This is a genomic window from Rhodococcus sp. YH3-3, from assembly GCF_001653035.1.
Classification (GTDB): domain Bacteria; phylum Actinomycetota; class Actinomycetes; order Mycobacteriales; family Mycobacteriaceae; genus Rhodococcus_F; species Rhodococcus_F qingshengii.
In genome coordinates, this window is the sequence record NZ_BCWH01000002.1 from 804782 (window position 1) to 822660 (window position 17879).

The 17879-nt window shown below is 62.6% G+C and carries 17 protein-coding genes; 12 read left to right on the top strand and 5 right to left on the bottom strand.

Translation table 11 applies throughout. The features are described from left to right. Positions 1–153: 153 nt before the first annotated feature. The 5 genes from YH3_RS16535 to YH3_RS16555 all read left to right on the top strand — a co-directional run bounded on the left by YH3_RS16535 (position 154) and on the right by YH3_RS16555 (position 5107). Positions 154–1053 carry a LysR family transcriptional regulator gene (locus YH3_RS16535; RefSeq protein ID WP_007732639.1) on the top strand — a complete coding sequence of 300 codons (900 nt, stop codon included), beginning with the start codon at positions 154–156 and terminating at the stop codon, positions 1051–1053. Between the two features lie 84 nt (positions 1054–1137). Continuing rightward, positions 1138–2169 carry a hypothetical protein gene (locus YH3_RS16540; protein WP_042448370.1) on the top strand — a complete coding sequence of 344 codons (1032 nt, stop codon included), beginning with the start codon at positions 1138–1140 and terminating at the stop codon, positions 2167–2169. Positions 2170–2174: 5 nt separating this feature from the next. Next, positions 2175–3161 carry a hypothetical protein gene (locus YH3_RS16545; RefSeq protein ID WP_064444212.1) on the top strand — a complete coding sequence of 329 codons (987 nt, stop codon included), beginning with the start codon at positions 2175–2177 and terminating at the stop codon, positions 3159–3161. Positions 3162–3170: 9 nt separating this feature from the next. Then, the gene (locus tag YH3_RS16550; RefSeq protein WP_064443732.1) at positions 3171–4460 is read left to right on the top strand and encodes an adenylosuccinate synthetase; all 1290 of its coding nucleotides are present in this window, start codon (positions 3171–3173) and stop codon (positions 4458–4460) included. Next, complete coding sequence (locus YH3_RS16555) at positions 4457–5107, top strand: NUDIX domain-containing protein (RefSeq protein ID WP_020909123.1); 651 nt, start codon at positions 4457–4459, stop codon at positions 5105–5107. Before YH3_RS16550 ends, YH3_RS16555 begins: the two co-directional genes overlap by 4 nt. A gap of 6 nt (positions 5108–5113) precedes the next feature. Here the strand turns inward: YH3_RS16555 and hppD are convergent, their stop codons facing one another. Continuing rightward, entirely contained in the window at positions 5114–6319 is a 1206-nt protein-coding gene (gene hppD, locus YH3_RS16560; RefSeq protein ID WP_064443733.1) for a 4-hydroxyphenylpyruvate dioxygenase, read from the bottom strand. A 195-nt stretch (positions 6320–6514) separates the two neighbouring features. On the opposite strand from hppD, the gene YH3_RS16565 reads away from it, so the two are divergent. Further along, complete coding sequence (locus YH3_RS16565; protein WP_003939810.1) at positions 6515–7027, top strand: Lrp/AsnC family transcriptional regulator; 513 nt, start codon at positions 6515–6517, stop codon at positions 7025–7027. Here YH3_RS16565 and YH3_RS16570 read toward each other — a convergent pair. Next, positions 7015–8559: an MFS transporter gene (locus YH3_RS16570; RefSeq protein WP_050656830.1), complete on the bottom strand. Its 1545-nt coding sequence runs from the start codon at positions 8557–8559 to the stop codon at positions 7015–7017. The genes YH3_RS16565 and YH3_RS16570 overlap by 13 nt on opposite strands. Positions 8560–8615: 56 nt before the next feature. Between YH3_RS16570 and YH3_RS16575 the strand changes: the two genes are divergently transcribed. Continuing rightward, on the top strand, positions 8616–9266 hold the full coding sequence (locus YH3_RS16575) for a TetR/AcrR family transcriptional regulator (protein WP_064443734.1): 651 nt from the start codon (positions 8616–8618) through the stop codon (positions 9264–9266). Between the two features lie 3 nt (positions 9267–9269). Here YH3_RS16575 and YH3_RS16580 read toward each other — a convergent pair whose 3' ends face one another. Further along, positions 9270–10370, bottom strand: a complete 1101-nt coding sequence (locus YH3_RS16580; RefSeq protein ID WP_007732623.1) for an adenylate/guanylate cyclase domain-containing protein — start codon at positions 10368–10370, stop codon at positions 9270–9272. Positions 10371–10576: 206 nt separating this feature from the next. On the opposite strand from YH3_RS16580, the gene YH3_RS16585 reads away from it, so the two are divergent. Then, a complete protein-coding gene (locus YH3_RS16585; protein WP_003940205.1) occupies positions 10577–11296 on the top strand; it encodes a DUF6319 family protein in 720 nt (239 codons plus the stop codon). Between the two features lie 74 nt (positions 11297–11370). Next, positions 11371–12027, top strand: coding sequence for a S1 family peptidase (locus tag YH3_RS16590; RefSeq protein WP_007732621.1), 657 nt, complete (start codon positions 11371–11373; stop codon positions 12025–12027). A 13-nt stretch (positions 12028–12040) separates the two neighbouring features. Here the strand turns inward: YH3_RS16590 and ilvD are convergent, their stop codons facing one another. Further along, complete coding sequence (ilvD, locus tag YH3_RS16595; protein WP_003940201.1) at positions 12041–13735, bottom strand: dihydroxy-acid dehydratase; 1695 nt, start codon at positions 13733–13735, stop codon at positions 12041–12043. A 142-nt stretch (positions 13736–13877) separates the two neighbouring features. Between ilvD and YH3_RS16600 the strand changes: the two genes are divergently transcribed. The 3 genes from YH3_RS16600 to YH3_RS16610 all read left to right on the top strand — a co-directional run bounded on the left by YH3_RS16600 (position 13878) and on the right by YH3_RS16610 (position 17282). Next, positions 13878–14219: a hypothetical protein gene (locus YH3_RS16600; protein WP_003940142.1), complete on the top strand. Its 342-nt coding sequence runs from the start codon at positions 13878–13880 to the stop codon at positions 14217–14219. A gap of 103 nt (positions 14220–14322) precedes the next feature. After that, positions 14323–16011 carry an alkaline phosphatase gene (locus YH3_RS16605; protein ID WP_064443735.1) on the top strand — a complete coding sequence of 563 codons (1689 nt, stop codon included), beginning with the start codon at positions 14323–14325 and terminating at the stop codon, positions 16009–16011. Beyond that, entirely contained in the window at positions 16008–17282 is a 1275-nt protein-coding gene (locus YH3_RS16610; protein WP_007732611.1) for an alkaline phosphatase family protein, read from the top strand. The genes YH3_RS16605 and YH3_RS16610 overlap by 4 nt, the downstream gene beginning before the upstream one ends. Here the strand turns inward: YH3_RS16610 and YH3_RS16615 are convergent. Then, positions 17279–17836, bottom strand: a complete 558-nt coding sequence (locus tag YH3_RS16615; RefSeq protein ID WP_007732609.1) for a TIGR03086 family metal-binding protein — start codon at positions 17834–17836, stop codon at positions 17279–17281. The genes YH3_RS16610 and YH3_RS16615 overlap by 4 nt on opposite strands. Between the last annotated feature and the right edge of the window lie 43 nt (positions 17837–17879).

Here is a 17879-nt window from a genome sequence, read left to right on the forward strand (position 1 = left end):
CGGATCTGCGACAACTGTGACCTGACGTGGCATTCGCTGTACATGTAGAACTTCGTTCGACAATTGCCGGTTTGCTTAACTCCGCTGTTCAGATACCGTGATGGTCATCACTTTGCTGGCGAACAGCGGCCTAAGACAACCCAATGGACGGTAATGAAAAAGGCGAGAAGAGGTGAAGATCTGAATCTGCGGTTGGTGTCCTCGTTGCTCGTCGTCGTGGCGGAAGGGCACTTCGGCCGAGCGGCAGACCGGTTGTTCGTCACGGCGCCTGCTCTCAGTCAGCAGATTCGTCGACTCGAGGAACAGGTGGGTGTCGAGTTGGTTGATCGCAGTTCGCACCCGGTGGTGCTCACCGCCGCGGGTGAGGTGTTCGTCGCGGATGCGCGGCCCGCTCTCGAGTTCGCCGTTCGCGCGATGAACGGGCTCGACGCACTCGAGCGTCGGCGGGCCAGGCGGTTGCGGATCGGATTCATCAACGGGGCGGCCGGAAGTTTGGGACGTGCGGTGATCGATTCGTTGCATGCGGAGGTGGAGCTGGTCCAATTGGACTGGTCCCAACAGGTTTCCGCGGTGGCGAGCGCGACCGTCGATGCCGCCTTCGTGCGCCCTCCACTGCCGGTGCTCGACGGTGTGGTGCTCGAACGGATCGGCGTCGAACCGCGGGTGGTGGCCCTGCCTCGAGGACACCGACTGGCGGGCCGTACGAGTATCGAGATTTCTGAAATAGATGGGACTGTGCAGGTTTCGAGTGACGGTGCGCCACCCGAATGGGTGAAATGGTGGTCGGTGGACCCGCGCCCGAGTGGTGTACCCGTCCGGTACGGTCCCTCTGTCCGCACGATGGACGAAGCGCTCGAGGTTGTCGCCAACGGTCGGGCGGTGGTGATAACGGCAGCAACCATTGCCGAGTACTACACCCGCTCGGATATCAGTTTCGTGCGCATTTCCGACATCGAGCAGTGTTCGATCGATCTGTGTACCCGCGAGGGCGACAGCAGTCTGGCAGTGATCGAGCTACGCAAAGCTGTTTCAGCCCTCGGTACCGCCAGGTGATTGCCGTGTCCTGATGTGATGCGCATGTACTCGGATGAAATACGCATTCTTGCCGTCTTCGTTTTAGTCAGATAGACTAAAACCATGAAAACGATCAGCACGGCACTTGAAATCGTCGAGGCAGCACGAGTTTCGGCCGATGTGTTCGGGGGAGACTCCAGCGATCTCGACACCCGTCGCGCTGCGAAGCGTCGTTTTCATCGGCTCGCCTCCGCCATTCATCCGGACCGGGCGAAGCCCGAAGATCGGGTGCGATACTCGGCCGCAACATCTCGGTTGAACGAGCTATACCGCAGTTGGACAGCGGAGTTCGAGCCGGCAGATTCTCGGCCCGTTTATGTCGGCGAGCGGGGCGAGTACACGTTGGGTGGACTGGTAGCGCGCGGCTCGGTCGCTAACCTGTACCGGTCCGATGCCCGTGTCGTACTCAAGATTCCGCGAGACCCTCGGGCGAACTCGATGATCGAGGCCGAACGGAATGTGTTGACGGACATCGAGAATTCGTGCGAAGCCGGTTGGGCAGTCTCGTACTTCCCGCGATTGATCGATCAAATCACCCATGTGGGCAGCGGCACGAGACGTCAGATCGATGTGCTGGACGATCTGACCGAAGGTTTTGTGAGTCTCGCCGACGTCCGTGAGGCGTATCCGGGTGGCCTCGATCCACGGGACTGGGCGTGGATGCACCGACGGCTACTTCGGGCTCTGGCAGCAGCGCATGCGACTGGTTGGGTGCACACCGCGATTACCGCGGAGAACGTGCTGATCGAGCCTGATCGGCACGGGGTGGTGCTGGTCGGCTGGTCCTTTGCCACCCGTACGGGCAGCCGCCCGGTGGCGACGATCGGTTCCGATCGTGATTCGTACCCACCGGAACTCGGCGAAGGAGCGTCTCCGGCCTGGGACGTCTACATGGCTCATCATTTGATGCTCCGAATGCTGGGCGAGCAGACCCACGAACGGATGAAGGCGTTTGCCGACGGCTGCATGCAGGACAACCCGAGATTGCGTCCCGACGCGGTCGACCTACTGGGTGAGTTCGACGAACTCCTCGATCTTCTCTATGGCCAGCGGACATTTCGTCCGTTCGCCGTTCCATCCACGAAAGGACAGTGATTGTCATGGGCTACGGAAACTGGGACGACAACACCTATTTGGCGGGCAAGACTTTTCGTGCCGCACGCGGTGTCGACGATTTCGGTTACACCGATTCGCTTCGGTCGCGTCCGCGAAGCAGTTGGAAAGCGGACCCGACCCTCGACCCCTTCGGCGTCGACAAGCGTGAATGCCGAGACTCGGCCGGGCACCCCGATTCTCTCCCGATAGCAGTGCTTTTCGATGTCACCGGCTCGATGGGCGCTGTTCCTCGAATCATGCAGGACAAGCTCGGAAAGCTGCACGGGCTGCTGCAACGCAAGGGATACGCGGATGATCCGCAGATTCTGTTCGGTGGTATCGGCGACGCCGATTCCGATCAGGTGCCACTACAAGTCGGCCAGTTCGAGTCGGGTAACGCGATGGACGAGCAGCTTCGGACCATCTTCCTCGAGGGCAACGGTGGTGGACAGAAGTCGGAAAGCTATGAATTGGCAGCATATTTCATGGCGCGCCACACCAGTGCGGATGCCTGGGAGAAGCGCGGAAGGAAAGGCTACCTCTTCATCATCGGCGACGAGCTGAACAAGCCGCGGCTCTCGGCTCGTCACATCCGTTCGGTGATCGGCGACAAGGTACGTCAGGACGTATCGGTCTCGTCGATCTACCGTGAACTCGAAGAAAGATGGAATGTCTACTTCGTTCTGCCAGATCAGTCGTCGTACTTCAACGATCCGGAAATCGCGGATCACTGGAAGAAGTTTCTCGGTGAACGCTTCGTCAAACTCGACGACCCCGCTGCGGTGTGCGAACTGATCGCGCTGACGGTCGGAATCGGTGAGGACCGCATCGACCTGCGTGACGGACTGGCGGATCTCCGCGACATCGGTTCAAGAGCTGAAGCCGAGACCGTCGGCAAGGCTCTCGCTGTGATCCCAGGGCGCAGCACCGCGACGGTGGCCGGGTTGCCCCACGATCTCGGAACCGATACGGACGATGTTGATTTCGCATAGAAGGAGAGCATGATGGAGCCGTTCGAAGACCGCGATATCGTCGTCGTAGACCTCGGGTTCGGAGATGCGGGGAAGGGAGCAACCGTCGATTGGCTTTGCTCCGACCAAGCCGATTTGGGTGTGGCCGCAGTGGTCCGGTTCAACGGTGGGGCACAGGCAGCGCACAACGTGACGGTCGGCGAGTGCCACCACACGTTTTCGCAGTTCGGTTCGGGAACGCTGTCCGGCGTCCCGACGTTTCTCTCGAGATTCGTGTTGGTCGAGCCCATCGCCCTCGCCCGGGAGGCGCGTGCTCTGGAAGCGCTCGGAGTTCGAAATCCGTTCGATCTGATACGGATCGACGCGCGCGCATTGTTGACGACGCCGATTCACGTGGCCGCCAACAGGGCCCGTGAGGATGCTCGCGGCGGTAACCGACACGGCTCGTGTGGCAAGGGGATCGGTGAGACCGCGGCGTATGCGCTCGAAGTTGCGAATGCGCCTACGGTGGGAGACTGCCGGCGACCTGATTCCTTGCGTCGTGAGTTGTCGGCGTTGGCCACATTCTACGGACCGTTGATCGCGGAGAGTCGCCACGGTTTTCCGCCGATCGACGACATGGTCGACATGTACGCGGAATTCGGTGCCGTCGTGGACATCGCCGACCCGGATGCGCTGGGCGCGTTGGGCGCCGGTGGTCGTCTGGTATTCGAGGGGGCACAAGGTGTCCTTCTCGACGAGTGGCGGGGGTTTCACCCACACACCACGTGGTCGACGGTCGAGCCGTCCAACGCGCGAGCGATGATCGACGAGTTGGGCCGGGACAGTTACGTACTCGGCGTCACCCGCACGTACATGACACGACACGGAGCTGGGCCCTTCCCGACGGAGGATCCGGAGCTGGCGAAGGTGTTGCCCGAGCTGCACAACGGGACGGGTGAGTATCAAGGCGGATTCCGGACGGGCCACCTCGACGAGTTGTTGTTGCACTACGCAATCGAGGTGAGCGGTGGCGTCGACGGTTTGGCGCTTACTCATCTCGACGCGATGGATCGCGCGCGGGCTGCAGGCGTCCCGATCCACGGGGTGCACGCGTACGAAGGATTGCCGTTCGTTCCCGTCGGAGAGTGGAAGGATCTCGATCACCAGCAGGCGCTGACAGATTCCCTGAAAGCCGTAGGGGTCGTGCCGAAGGAACTTCCGGCCGACCCGGAGGATTTCGCCCGGTATCTGAGCGAGGAAATGGGTGCGCCGGTAGTGCTGACCGCGAACGGTGCCGACCGGGTCGATCGTCAGATGCGATGCCCAGTGCCTGCATGATGGACGGTGTGGACCAGTCACTTGTCTCGATCGATGTCATCGCGCTCCGGTTCGGCAATCCGGAACCCGGGATGTTGCGATTTGCCGTCACTCCGCGGCAAGCGGAGCCGTACACCGGGCAGTTGGCGCTGCCCGGTGTACTGCTGGGCGCCGGTGAGCGGTTGCAGGACGCCGCCAGGCGAGCCGTGACCACCAAGCTCGGAATTCCCGACGAGAAGATCCTCGTCAGCGGTCAATTGACCGTGTTCGACGAACCCAATCGCGACCCCCGCGGTCCGACGCTCTCGGTGACCATGTGGGCAGTGATCTCGTCGGACGAGGTGCCGGGTTCGGCCGAATGGGTGAGCTGGGACAACCCGGGGGACCTTGCGTTCGACCACAATCGGATAGTCGCCGATACCCGCCCGATCCTTGCTGACACCCTGTTGTGGCGAGATCAGGCATTCACGCGGGCATTACTGGGTCCGTCGTTTCCGGCGTCGTACGCGCTGGCCGTGGCGGAGGAGCTTTCCGGTGTGCGTCCGGACCCGGGCAATTTGAACCGGACGCTCAAAGCGTTGCCAGGGCTGGAACGTACGGACGAACGAGTCCGGGTCAGTGCCACCGGGCGACCCGCGGTGGTCTGGGCGTGGACCGAAAACAGCTGACCTACCTCAGAAGTTGCCCCGCGCGGCCTGCTCACGCTCGATCGCTTCGAACAGGGCTTTGAAGTTTCCCAGTCCGAATCCCAGTGAGCCGTGGCGTTCGATGATCTCGAAGAACACGGTGGGACGATCTCCGATCGGCTTGGTGAAGATCTGAAGAAGATAGCCGTCCTCGTCGCGGTCGACGAGGATGCCTCGCTTCTGCAATTCCTCGATCGGAACTCGAACCTCTCCGATACGCGCGCGCAATTCGGGATCCTCGTAATACGAAGCCGGAGTAGAGAGAAACTCGATTCCTTCGTCGACCAGAGCATCGACTGCTCCGAGGATGTCGTTGGTCGCAAGCGCGAGATGCTGAGCGCCGGGACCTCGATAGAACTCGAGGTACTCGTCGATCTGTGACCGCTTCTTCGCGATGGCAGGTTCGTTGAGTGGGAACTTGACTCGGTGATTGCCGCTCGAGACGACCTTGCTCATCAGCGCGGAGTAGTCGGTGGCTATGTCGCCGCCCACGAACTCGGCCATGTTGGTGAATCCCATGACCCGGTTGTAGAAGTCGACCCACTGGTCCATCTTGCCGAGTTCGACATTGCCGACGACGTGGTCGAGGGCCTGGAAGATTCGCTTGGGCGCGCCGTCACGCTTGCGGTACGACGACGTCCGTTCGACGTATCCGGGAAGGTAAGGGCCGGTGTAGCGGGAACGGTCGACGAGGGTGTGCCGAGTCTCGCCGTACGTCGCGATGCTGGCCAGGCGAACGGTGCCGTGCTCGTCGGTGACGTCGTGCGGTTCGCTCAACACCGTCGCGCCTTGGGTGATGGCGTGTGCGATGCACTTGTCCACGTCAGGGACGCTGAGCGCGATGTCGCGGATACCGTCGCCGTGACGGCTGTGATGTTCGATCAGCGGACTTGCCGGATCCACAGCACCTTTGACGACAAACCGCACGGCCCCGCTTTTGAGTACAAACGCGTGGTGGTCGCGGTTTCCCGTCGACGGGCCTGAATAGGCCACCAATTCCATGCCGAACGCAGACTGGAAGAAATGTGAAGTCTGCGTGGCATTTCCGACGATCCATTCGAGGCCGTCCCAACCGCTCACGGGGAAGGGATCGTGATCGCTGTCGTACTCGACCAGTCCGACCAGCTGGCGTAATTGCTCCAGATCCAGGCCGGCCAACTGTTCGTCGTCGGTGAGAGTCTGTTCGACGGTCATGGTGAGTCCCCTCTGAGTGCGATGTACACAGCGCGGTGCTCGAGTTATGTTCGGCACTGCCAGTACAAACAGATAAGTCCTTCAGAGGTTGGGTAGTCAACAGAGGTAGTTGAAAGTAGACACAGCGCCGGAATGCGAAGATGGTGGCACTGTTTTGTAGGCAATTTGCATAGTTGAACGACGAGTGGAGCAGACGTGAATCTCGACGCAGTGGATCTGGCTCTGTTGGACGCGATGAACAAGCACCCGAGAGCCGGTGCGTTGGAGCTTTCGCGTCAGGTCAAGGTTGCGCGGGCGACAGTGCAGGCGAGATTGAAAAGGATGGAAGATGCGGGCGTCATCGCCGGATACGCGCCGCACATCAATTTGGCTGCAGCGGGTTTCGGAGTACAGGCATTCGTGACTTTGCAGATCGCCCAGGGGGCGCTCGACACCGTCACAGCGGAACTCGAGGCAATCCCCGGTGTGCTCGAAGCCTTTGCCACCACCGGCTCCGGCGACGTGCTGTGCCGGATTGCCGCTGCGTCGCACGAGGATTTGCAAGCGACGCTGCTCGAACTGAATCGGTCGGGGATAGCCACCCGGTCGACCAGCGTCATGGTTCTCTCGGTTGTGGTGCCACTCCGGTCGATGCCCCTCCTGCAGACTCTGCAGTCGGAGCAGACGACCAAGGCCCCGGCGTACCGACGAGGCGGTCAGTCTCGCTGACGACCCGGAGCCCAGAATCCCAGAACGATCGCGGATACCCACATGATCGAAGCGAGCGTGAGTGCTCCTTGATCCATGCCTTTGATGAAGGCTTCACGGGCGAATTCGGCCAACTGGGCACCCTGCGGCCCGGCTGCTTCGGCGACGTGGAGAGCGGCGGCCAGAGAACCGGATACCGGCTCCTTGGCCGGTTCGGGTAGCAAGTCGACCGCGGGCTGGACGTGATTTCCGTAGCCGGCGGCGAGGATACTTCCCGCCAGTGCAACGCCGATGGCGGAGCCGATCTCACGGGTTGCGTCGTTGACTGCTGAGGCAACCCCCTGTTTGGAGTCCGGTGCGTTGGAGACGATGGCAGCAGTGGCGGGGGTTGTCGACAAACCCAATCCAATGGCGGCCACTACCAAGGGAACACAGACTTCGGCATAGGTCGAACTGGCATCCAAGCGCGTCAGGAGTGCAATTCCGGTTCCGAGGAAGGCAACCCCGGTGGCGGTGAGAGCGCGAAGGCCGATACGCGGAATCAGTAGGGGAGCAACCACGGACAGCGCCATCACCGGCACAGCGATCGGCATCAGGGCGAGCGCCGATTGCAGGGGGGAGTAGTCGAGCACCAGTTGGAGATACTGCACGATCAGGAAGAACAAGCCGAAAGTCGCCAGGAATTGCAGGGTCAGTGACGCTGCGCCGCTGCCGAATGCGCGATTGGCGAACAGTCTCACGTCCAGAAGTGGATGGCGAGTACGTAATTCGACCCAGCTGAATACCGCGGCCATGGCAATTCCGCCGACCAGCAACGCGAGAACTACCGGATCGAGCCAACCACGGGCCGGCGCCTCGATCATCCCGAGGACGAACAGCCCGATCGAGCCGGCGATCAGCGCTGTACCAGGTAGATCGAGTGGAGTTGCCTCCGTGTCCTTCGACGTCACGATCGTGAACGACACCACGAGGATGAGAACTGAGACGACGGCCAGGCTGACGAATATCGAATGCCACGACCATTTTTCGAGGAGCAACCCGGAGACGACAAGTCCGGCGATTGCACCGGACCCTGCGACGCCGGACCAGACTCCGACGGCGCGGGCACGCTGCGCCGGCGGGAAACCTGCAGTGAGTAGAGACAGCGTCGCCGGCATGACAAATGCGGCGCCGACGCCGGAGATCACGCGGGAGACGATGATCCACGACGGTTCGTCCGCGAAGACCGGAATCGACGAGCCAGCAGCAAAAACGAGTAGTCCGAACATGAGCAGTTCTCGTCGACCGTATCGATCGCCGAGTGCGCCCGCCGGCAACAAGAGACAAGCCAGCGTGAGCGTGTACCCGTCCACGATCCACGTGAGCTGGCTCTGTGTTGCACCGGTATCGCGGGCCAAGTCGGGAAGGGCCGTGTTGAGAGCGGCCATCGCTGCGACGACCAGCGCGACGGCGCAGCACGCGACCGTCAGCATCCAGATCTGTCGGATGGTCCACGTGGACTGTTCGAGCGTCGTATCGCTACTCACGAAACCTCCCGATAGAAACAAGACCATCAGTATCGTTACAAGAACAGCAGTTCCACAACCCCCAAGTGGGTATAACTGAAGTTGTGACGGTGGGAATCGACAAGCAGGGAATCGAACAGCAGGGAAACGACGAGGACCCGCGCAAACAGCGTTCCAGGTCCAGGTTGCTCGACGCAGCGACCACGCTGCTGGCAGAAGGCGGCGTCGACGCCGTGACGATCGATGCCGTCACCACGTTGGCCAACGTCGCGCGTGCGACGCTGTACCGCCATTTCGACAGCGGCACGGAGTTACTCGCCGCGGCATTTGCACGTCTACTGCCGCCGGTGCCGGAGATGTCCGGTGAAGGCGATCTCCGCGCGCAGTTGCTCGAGTTGTTGACCAGTCAGGCCAAGGCCATCGAAAGCGCACCGATCCAGGTGACGGCGATGTGCTGGCTCGGCTTGGGGCCGGAACTGAAGGGTTATTCGAGCGTCGATGCCCTGTCCACGGACAAGCCCGAATTGCGATCGCTGCGCCAGACGGTTTTCGAGCAGTACCGACACGCGTTCGATCGGATCCTGCGCTCGCCGGACGCGATCGACGCGTTGGGGGAGTACGACTACGACGTCGCACTTGCTCAGTTGGTCGGACCGTTGGTGCTCACCAAGCTGGCCACGCTGACGCCTCTCGGGGAGGCTGCGTGTGAGCAGATCGTGGACGACTTTCTGGCTGCACGCGGAGTGTCGAGCTGACGCTCACGGCTCCAGGTTGCGTCGAAGGACGTACTGTTCGAGCCTGTCGATTCCGCGTACTCGTCGCGGACGTAGGTGCCGCAGTTTGAAATTGGCGTCCGAGCCGAGTTGGGTGGCCAACTCGGAGTCGATCAGCACGGTGCCGGGACGAGCAGAGCTGGTGAGACGCGCGGCCTTGTTGACCACCGAACCGTAGAGATCTCCGAAGCGAACCAACGTCGGCCCCATGGCCAGACCCACCCGAAGCTGCGGATCGTCGTGATCGGCGAGGACCGCCTGCTGGATCTGCAAAGCGATCTCGGCGGCATGGTGGGGACTTTCAGCGGCGAACATGACCTCGTCACCGACGGTCTTGACCACCCAGCCGTAGTTGCGACCGATGATTTCGGTGGACGCGGACTCGAACCGCTCGAGCAGATCGTTGAGTTCGGCGGAGTCGAGGCCGCGGGTCAGCGAGGTGTACCCGACGATGTCGGCGAAACCCACGACCAGAACACGACTCGCTACTTCTTCGCCCGGGTTTCCGACGTTGCGGCCCGTCGACGACGCGACGTGGCGCTTCCAGACGTACGTCTGCAGAGATTCGACAGCGGGAATGATCTCGGCGCCGAGGCGCAGAACGATCTTCCGGATCGCTTCGGGCTCGTGATCTGCCGAGTCGGCGAGCTGGTCGATGATGTGTGTGCTGATCAGCGAGACCTGCCACTCAGCCAACCTCGACATCGACTGCCCCAGTGAACGGGCGGCAGCCACCTCACTGCTCTGCGAGATGACTCCTCGATTGACCATGTCGATGATCGTCTTGAGGGCGTTGGCGTCTTGCTGGGTGAACATGACGGCGTCGGGATCCTCGTCGACGGCAAAGCCCATCGCGACCCACAAACGATCGGCACGCTCGCGTGTCACACCGGCGAATTCCGCGATCTGCGATTGCGTGAAGCAGCGCGGTCCGCCGAGGAGGGACTCCTCGATGTCGGCTTGAATCCGGCTGAGCAGATGAGCATCGACGTCGACCGGATCAGCGGTGTGAGGTTCGGCAACGTGAGATTCAGCAGGGGCGGGTTCGGTGACCTCGTCGATCCACTCTGACTCCGAACTGCTCACCGTGCTCCTTATTGCCGCAACGAATTTCTGTCCACCATCTTCCACGCGGTGCCCCGAGAACAGTACTGAATTGGCCGAACCGTCTACGGATCCTCGGGCTCAGGCGGGCGGTGAGAGTCAACACGTCGGTGGCTTGTGCAAGAGTTGCCCCGAGAAAAGCACTGTCGATACCGAAATGCACGAGATACTTCTGAAAGGACCTGCGCATGCCACCCCGTAGACGTTCCGGCGCTGCCGCATCAACGCCGGATCACCTCACTGCGGACAATCTGGCAGCGCTCGCCACGGCTGTCGCCGAAGGCAAGCGCGCCACCGTCTATCTGCGCGAGGCGACTCCCAGCTTGGGGATCGAAGCCGGTACCTCGGCGAAAGTCGTGTCGGTGGACGGCAACACCGTGATGATCCGCCCCAAAGGCGTCAACGACGAATTGCCTTTCGAGGCAGAGGAATTGCGCATCAACCGCGTCTCTGCGGCACCGGCCAAACCGGCGCCACGGCCCAAACCAGTTGTGGAGTCCGAGCCCCTGATGGAGCCACTCGTAGAGCCTGTTCGACCGAAGCCGCGTGCGCAGCCTGCACCCGCTCCGGTACCGACTACTACTGCTGCCCCTGCCGCGACACCTCGTCCGGCCGTAAAGCGTGCGAAGAAACTGCCGGCCGGCATCAGCGTCACGATCCATGCGGGCGCGGACAACGACTGGAGCGTGACGGTCACACAGGGCGCCAAGCGTCCGGGCAAAGCAGTTCCGGTCGCACCCGATGCGGTCGAGCGAGCTGTCCGCGAGTTGGGTGAGCCCACCGCAATCGAGGCTGTCGAGTCCATCATCGTCGCTGCACGGGACATGGCTGCAGCGCGAGTCGACGAGTTGAGTCGTCAGCTCGAGGAGGCACGCAAGATGCTCGAAGCGCTCGGAGCTACCGACTAGAAACGCTGCGTAGGTCCGCACTTTCCGGGGTATGCGTTTTTTGCAGCGGGGAGATTACCGGCGGAGAGATTGTGATGTTGCAGCGAATTGTTTCGGCTCTGGCAGCGTTGGTCTTGGCACTCGGACTCGGGTTCATCGTCAGCAGCAACGCTGTTGCTGCACCCACGCCCATGGGTGGTGGTTCGGGCATCATCATCGACAATCAGCTGGTCTGTACGTTGACCACTATCGGTCACGACAACGGCGGCAGACTCGTGGGTATCACCGCAGGTCACTGCGGTGGTCCTGGATCGTTCGTGATCCCGGAAAGCAACGAGGACGCAGGCGTGGTCGGCACGTTCGTCGAGTCGAACCCGGACCTGGACTACGGGGTCATCCAGTTCGATCCGGGCAAGGTCACACCAGTTCGAACGGTGGGCGCGGCAACCATCACCTCGATCGGCGCTCCGGCCAGCTTCCCGGCTACGGCCTGCAAGGAAGGCCGTACGACGGGCACGACCTGCGGCGTCGTCTGGGGAGACCTGAGCGCCGACGCATCCACCTGGACTCAGATCTGCGTCGACCACGGTGATTCGGGAGCCCCGGTCACGGTCGGGACGACGCTGGTCGCGATGGTCAACGCCTACCTCTGGGTGCCGTGCCTGGGGCCGGAACTCGGCACCAACATGACCTCCATCGTGGACACGATCAATGCCCACGGAGGCGTCGGCGCCGGGTACCGGCCCATCTAGCGGCGAGCTGGGATCAGCCGCACACTGCTCCACCCGAGGCTGATCCCACGAGCTTGGAGTACTTGGCCAACACACCACGTGTGTAGCGAGGCGGCAACGGCTCCCAGCCCTTCTTGCGGGCTTCCAATTCGGAGTCGTCGACCAACAATTCGAGTTGTCCGGTACCCACGTCGAGTCGGATCTGATCGCCGTCGCGAACGAACGCGATGGGACCGCCGTCAACCGCCTCGGGCGCAACGTGTCCGACGCACAAGCCAGTAGTGCCACCAGAGAATCGTCCGTCCGTCAGCAGCAGGACGTCCTTGCCGAGACCCGCGCCCTTGATCGCGCCCGTGATGGCCAGCATCTCGCGCATGCCGGGACCACCCTTCGGGCCTTCGTAGCGGATGACGACAACGTCACCGCCGGTGATGGTGCCGTCCTCGAGAGCATCCATCGCGGCGCGCTCGCGTTCGAAAACCCGTGCAGTGCCGACGAATACATCAGACTCGAATCCTGCCGACTTGACCACCGCGCCGCCGGGCGCGAGTGACCCCTTCAAGATCGTGATGCCTCCGGTGGGGTGAATGGGCTTGTTCATCGCCCGCAGGACCTTGCCGTCCGGATCGGGCGGGGTGATGTGCGCGAGATTCTCCGCCACGGTCTTACCGGTGACGGTCAGGCAATCTCCGTGCATGAGTCCCGCGTCGAGCAATGCCTTCATGATCACGGGGACGCCGCCGATACGGTCGACGTCCGTCATGACGTGCTTTCCGAAAGGCTTGACGTCGGCGAGGTGCGGGACCTTCGCACCGACGCGAGCGAAGTCGTCGAGCGTCAGCGGGACGTACGCTTCGTGCGCGATCGCGAGGAGATGGAGCACCGCATTGGTGGATCCGCCGAATGCCATGACTACTGCAATGGCGTTCTCGAACGCTTCCTTGGTGAGGATGTCCCTCGCAGTGATACCTCGACGCAGGAGTTCGACAACGGCTTTGCCGCTCTCGCGGGCGAAGCCGTCGCGGCGACGATCCGGTGCGGGCGGTGAAGCGCTGCCGGGCAGCGACATTCCCATGGCCTCGGCGGCGCTGGCCATCGTGTTTGCCGTGTACATGCCGCCGCACGCGCCTTCGCCCGGGCAGATCGCCCGTTCGATGGTGTCGACGTCGGCGCGGCTCATCAGCCCACGCGAGCAGGCGCCAACCGCCTCGAACGCGTCGATGACGGTGACTTCCCGCTCACTGCCGTCGGAAAGTTTGGCGACGCCGGGGAGGGTGGAGCCGGCGTAGAGGAACACGCTGGCGAGGTCGAGGCGGGCCGCCGCCATCATCATGCCGGGCAACGACTTGTCGCAGCCGGCGAGAAGGACCGATCCGTCGAGACGCTCGGCCTGCATGACGGTCTCGACGCTGTCCGCGATCACTTCACGGGAGACGAGGGAGAAGTGCATGCCCTCGTGCCCCATCGAAATGCCGTCGGAGACGGAGATAGTGCCGAATTCGAGAGGGAACCCGCCGGCTTCCCGTACGCCCTCCTTGACGGCCTTGGCCAGGCGATCGAGGGACAGGTTGCATGGCGTGATTTCGTTCCAGGACGAGGCGACGCCGATCTGCGACTTGACCCAGTCGTCGTCGCCCATTCCTACTGCACGCAACATGCCGCGCGCTGCGGTCTTTTCGAGTCCGTCGGTGACGTCACGACTTCTGGGCTTGATGTCGGGTTCGGTCATTTTCCAAGCATAGGCGTCAGCGGGGTGTGTTTCCGGCAGACGAGCGACTCGACTTGCCGACAAACGCCGTCCGTCGTGAATAGACTCGTCGCATCGCAGTTGGGGCTGAGTGTGCAGGTGATTGACGTACAGGGGGATTCACGTGGAGTCGGAACTGACTTCGGCTTTCGGATTTGCAGTTCTGGCCGCCTTCTTGACCGGTAGTGGTGTCTTCCTGGTCGTTCTGACGGTTCTGCACGAGATTGCCCGGTGGAAGGGCCGCTTCGTATCGGTGTGGGTGACTTTCTTTGCCGCTCTGCTGATACTGCCCATCCTGTTCGGCGCGTTGATCGCAGGTTATTCCGCGTTTTCCGAGGTCGACGGGTCCGAGGCTCTGCTTCCGCCGGCGTTCTGGATCCTGATCGCGGCCGGGGGTGCACTCGGCGGTTACATCGGAGTCAAGGTCGGTGTGGTTCGAGGCTCGGCCCTCGATTACCGGTTGTGATCGGGATCGACTCGATCAAACTTCCAGAGAAGCGCAGGCGAAGCCTGGGTGAACATCCCGAAGCTCTCTTGAACGCCCGTTCAGGTGCGGGTTCACTCCTAGCGTGCACACGAATGCCTTCGATCGAATATCCAGACGTGGCCTGCTGCAGGGATCGGCGGCCCTTGCCGGCGCAGTAGGTCTCGGTGTCGCTTCGGCGAGCCACGCCGGTGCCGAGGTTCCGGGTGGCAGCCCGGGCTTCGCGCACGGCGTGGCATCCGGTGACCCGTTGCCGGATGCGGTGATCATCTGGACCCGCATCACCCCGACGGCAGACGCGACGCCCGGTTCCGGCGTCGGGCCGGCGGTGACTCTCAACTGGCAGGGCGCGACCGATGAGGGGTTCGCGAGCGTCGTTGCGTCCGGAAGTGTTGCTGCTTCGGCGGATTCCGATCACACCGCGAAGGTCGACGTCACCGGACTCGATTCGTCGACGACGTACTGGTACCGATTCACTGCGGGTTCGGCTGTTTCTCCGGTGGGCCGCACCCGCACGGCTCCGTCGAACTCGGCAGATCTCGATCGTCTCCGCTTCGGCGTGGTGTCCTGCTCCAACTGGGAGGCGGGGTATTTCGGTGCCTATCGTCACCTCGCGTTCCGCGAAGACCTCGACGCGATCATCCACCTCGGTGACTACATCTACGAGTACGGGCAGGGGGAGTACGGCGCGAGAAACGGATCCGTTCGCCTTCACGAGCCGGCCCACGAGATCATTTCGCTGGCCGACTACCGAATTCGGCACGCGCAGTACAAGACAGACCCGGATCTGGCAGCTCTGCACCTGAAGCTCCCGTTCATCACCACGTGGGACGATCACGAATCGGCCGACAACGCGTACCGGGACGGCGCCGAAAACCACACTCCCGGTGTCGAAGGTGACTGGGTAGATCGAAAGGCCAACTCGGCCAAGGCATATTTCGAGTGGATGCCCGTCCGCCCGTCGGGTAGTGGTTCGAGCGTTCAGCTGTATCGTCGGTTCCGCTTCGGGAATCTGGCCGAGATCTCGATGCTCGATCTGCGTACTTACCGCGACGAGCAACCGACCATGAAGCAGGTCGACGATCCGTCGCGCACCATTACCGGACGCGCACAGATGGATTGGTTGACCAACGGAATCGTCACCTCCCCGACGCAGTGGAAGGTCGTCGGCAATCCGGTCATGATCACGCCCTGCGTGTTCCCGCCGCTGGAACCGGCGACCACCGCGGCGTTGACCGAACTGGTGGGTGTGCCGCAGGCCGGTGTCCCGTACAACACGGATCAGTGGGACGGGTACACCGCCGACCGCACCAGGCTTTTCGACGCGATCACCTCGAACGGTGTGGACAACACCGTCTTCATCACCGGTGACATCCACACGTCGTGGGCCTGCGACCTACCGACCAACGCCGCCAACTATCCGGGTGGGCCGACCGTCGGCGCCGAGTTCGTCGTCCCGTCGGTGACGTCGCCCAATATCGACGACATGCTGAAAGTGCCACCGCGCACGGTAACCGTTGCGGCAGAAGAAGCATTCAAGGCCGTGAACCGACACGTGCGGTACGTCGAACTGGATTCGCACGGCTACGGCGTATTCGAAATCGCCCGCGAAGGTACTCAGATGGACTGGTACTACGTCGACGATCTCACCAATCCGCAGAGCAATGCGCACTACGCCGTGAGCTACCGTCTTCCGGCAGGCGCGGGCAGTAGAGTCTCACCCACCTCGGCCGCCCTCGATCAGGCCTCGTACCGACCAGGAGTCGACCAGTGAGCATCGAAGTTTCGCGTCGTAGCGTTCTGATCGGTGGAAGTGTTGTCGCCGGAACGGCATTGCTCGGAACGCCCGCTCGCGCGAGTGTTCCCACCAGCGCCGGAATCCCAGACCTGGACGTGCATGTCATAGTCGTCGACGGCATGCGGCCGGACGAGCTGCGATCGGAGCTCACCCCGACGCTGACCGGGCTTGCGGCCGGCGGTATCCACTACCCGGACGCCAGTGCCATCACGATCGCAGAGACGCTGCCGAACCACACGGCGATGATGACGGGAGTGCTGCCGGCGCGTTCGGGCGTACCCGCCAACTCCGTCTACGATCCGGCCATCGACAAGAAGCGTGACCTCGATCGGCCTTCCGACCTGCAGGCATCGACGGTTCTGGATCGGGTGCGCACCGAACTCGGATTGACCACTGCGAGTGTGCTGTCGAAGCGCTACCTGCACGGGTTGTTCGGTGACCGCGCCTCATTGGTGTGGGATCCGCAGCCGCTCGTTCCCGGTACCGAGCATGCGCCGGACAACTTCACGATCGACGCCTTGATCCGTATCGTCGGCGGGAACTCGCCGCGGCTGTCATTCACCAACCTCGGTGACGTCGATCGGGTCGGGCACCTGGATCTGTCCGGTCCGTCCATCCGGATCGCTCGCACGGCTGCACTTCAGAACACCGACAACCAGGTTCGCCGCTTCGTCGACTTCCTTCATGACACGGGTCGCTGGAATCGGAGCATTCTGATCGTGTTGGCCGACCACTCCATGGACTGGTCGGAGCCCGCGCGGCTCATCGGCTTGGATCGACCGCTGAACGCGGACCCGTTGCTGGCAGGCAAGATTCGAATCGCCCAGAACGGTGGCGCAGACCTGATCTACTTCATCGGACCCGATGGCGAACGGGCGGAAGCCGTCAGCCGGATTCAGCAGATCGTGGATGGTGTGGACGGCGTCGAATCCAGCCACCTCCCCGCCGAATTCGATCTCGGCACCAATGCCGGTGACGTCGTTGCGTTTTGCGCTCAGGGCTGGCGGTTCAGTGATCCGACTCCACTGTCCAACCCGATTCCCGGCAACCACGGTCACTTCGTGACACTGCCCATTCCGTTCTTCCTCAGCGGCGGACATCCCGCTCTGGACGGTGGACGGAAGATCGACACGCAGGCTCGCACGATCGACGTCGCGCCGACGGTTGCGGCTCTGCTCGGCCTCGGTGCACCTGCCGGCGGCTGGGACGGCGTCGCTCGCACGACGGGTGTGTCGCTGAACGTCTAACGAGGATCGCGACCGGTCAGGGCAATCAGCTTGTCCTGCAACGACGCATCGTCCGGGAGGTCGACGGGATCGGAGAAGAGTCCGCTCTCGGCGAGCATGTCGCGCTGCCCGTCGAGGTCGGACCAGACGGCCTCGACGAGGTCTGGATCGAGTCGCTCGTCTGCTCCGACCGCTCGCGCGAGGTCCCAGGTGTGGATCGTGACGTCCGAGGTCTGCTGGCGCAGATAGGGTTCCACCTTCACCGTGCCGTACGAGAGGTGAACGTGGGCACTGAGGTCCGTCGATTTCCACGCTTTGATTGCGGCATCGGAGTACTTCTGCCATTCGGTCCACAGGTCGTCCCCGACGGGAACGATGTCCGGTGTCGCCTCGCCGACCGTCAGTCCGGCCAGGAGCGGCGGTACCCACTGCTGCTCCTCGATGACGTGGCGGACGAGGTGTTCGACGTGCCAGTCGGAGTCGGGCGTGGGTGCGTTCCAGTCCTCGACCGCAGCGAGTCGTGAACCGAATTCGCGGTGGGCGGTGAGTACGAGTTCGAGCCAATCGAATGCCATCACTCGAGGGTAACCCGATCAGCGTGACGTTAATCGGTGCGTG

What these genes read in the sequence shown, in the direction of transcription:
- YH3_RS16545 (WP_064444212.1), top strand. Translation starts at nt 2,175, where the DNA reads ATGGGCTACGGAAACTGGGACGACAACACCTATTTGGCGGGCAAGACT.
- YH3_RS16615 (WP_007732609.1), bottom strand. Translation starts at nt 17,836, where the DNA reads ATGGCATTCGATTGGCTCGAACTCGTACTCACCGCCCACCGCGAATTC.
- hppD (WP_064443733.1), bottom strand. Translation starts at nt 6,319, where the DNA reads ATGACCGTCGAACAGACTCTCACCGACGACGAACAGTTGGCCGGCCTG.
- YH3_RS16550 (WP_064443732.1), top strand. Translation starts at nt 3,171, where the DNA reads ATGATGGAGCCGTTCGAAGACCGCGATATCGTCGTCGTAGACCTCGGG.
- YH3_RS16590 (WP_007732621.1), top strand. Translation starts at nt 11,371, where the DNA reads ATGTTGCAGCGAATTGTTTCGGCTCTGGCAGCGTTGGTCTTGGCACTC.
- YH3_RS16555 (WP_020909123.1), top strand. Translation starts at nt 4,457, where the DNA reads ATGATGGACGGTGTGGACCAGTCACTTGTCTCGATCGATGTCATCGCG.
- YH3_RS16540 (WP_042448370.1), top strand. Translation starts at nt 1,138, where the DNA reads ATGAAAACGATCAGCACGGCACTTGAAATCGTCGAGGCAGCACGAGTT.
- ilvD (WP_003940201.1), bottom strand. Translation starts at nt 13,735, where the DNA reads ATGACCGAACCCGACATCAAGCCCAGAAGTCGTGACGTCACCGACGGA.
- YH3_RS16570 (WP_050656830.1), bottom strand. Translation starts at nt 8,559, where the DNA reads ATGGTCTTGTTTCTATCGGGAGGTTTCGTGAGTAGCGATACGACGCTC.
- YH3_RS16535 (WP_007732639.1), top strand. Translation starts at nt 154, where the DNA reads ATGAAAAAGGCGAGAAGAGGTGAAGATCTGAATCTGCGGTTGGTGTCC.
- YH3_RS16585 (WP_003940205.1), top strand. Translation starts at nt 10,577, where the DNA reads ATGCCACCCCGTAGACGTTCCGGCGCTGCCGCATCAACGCCGGATCAC.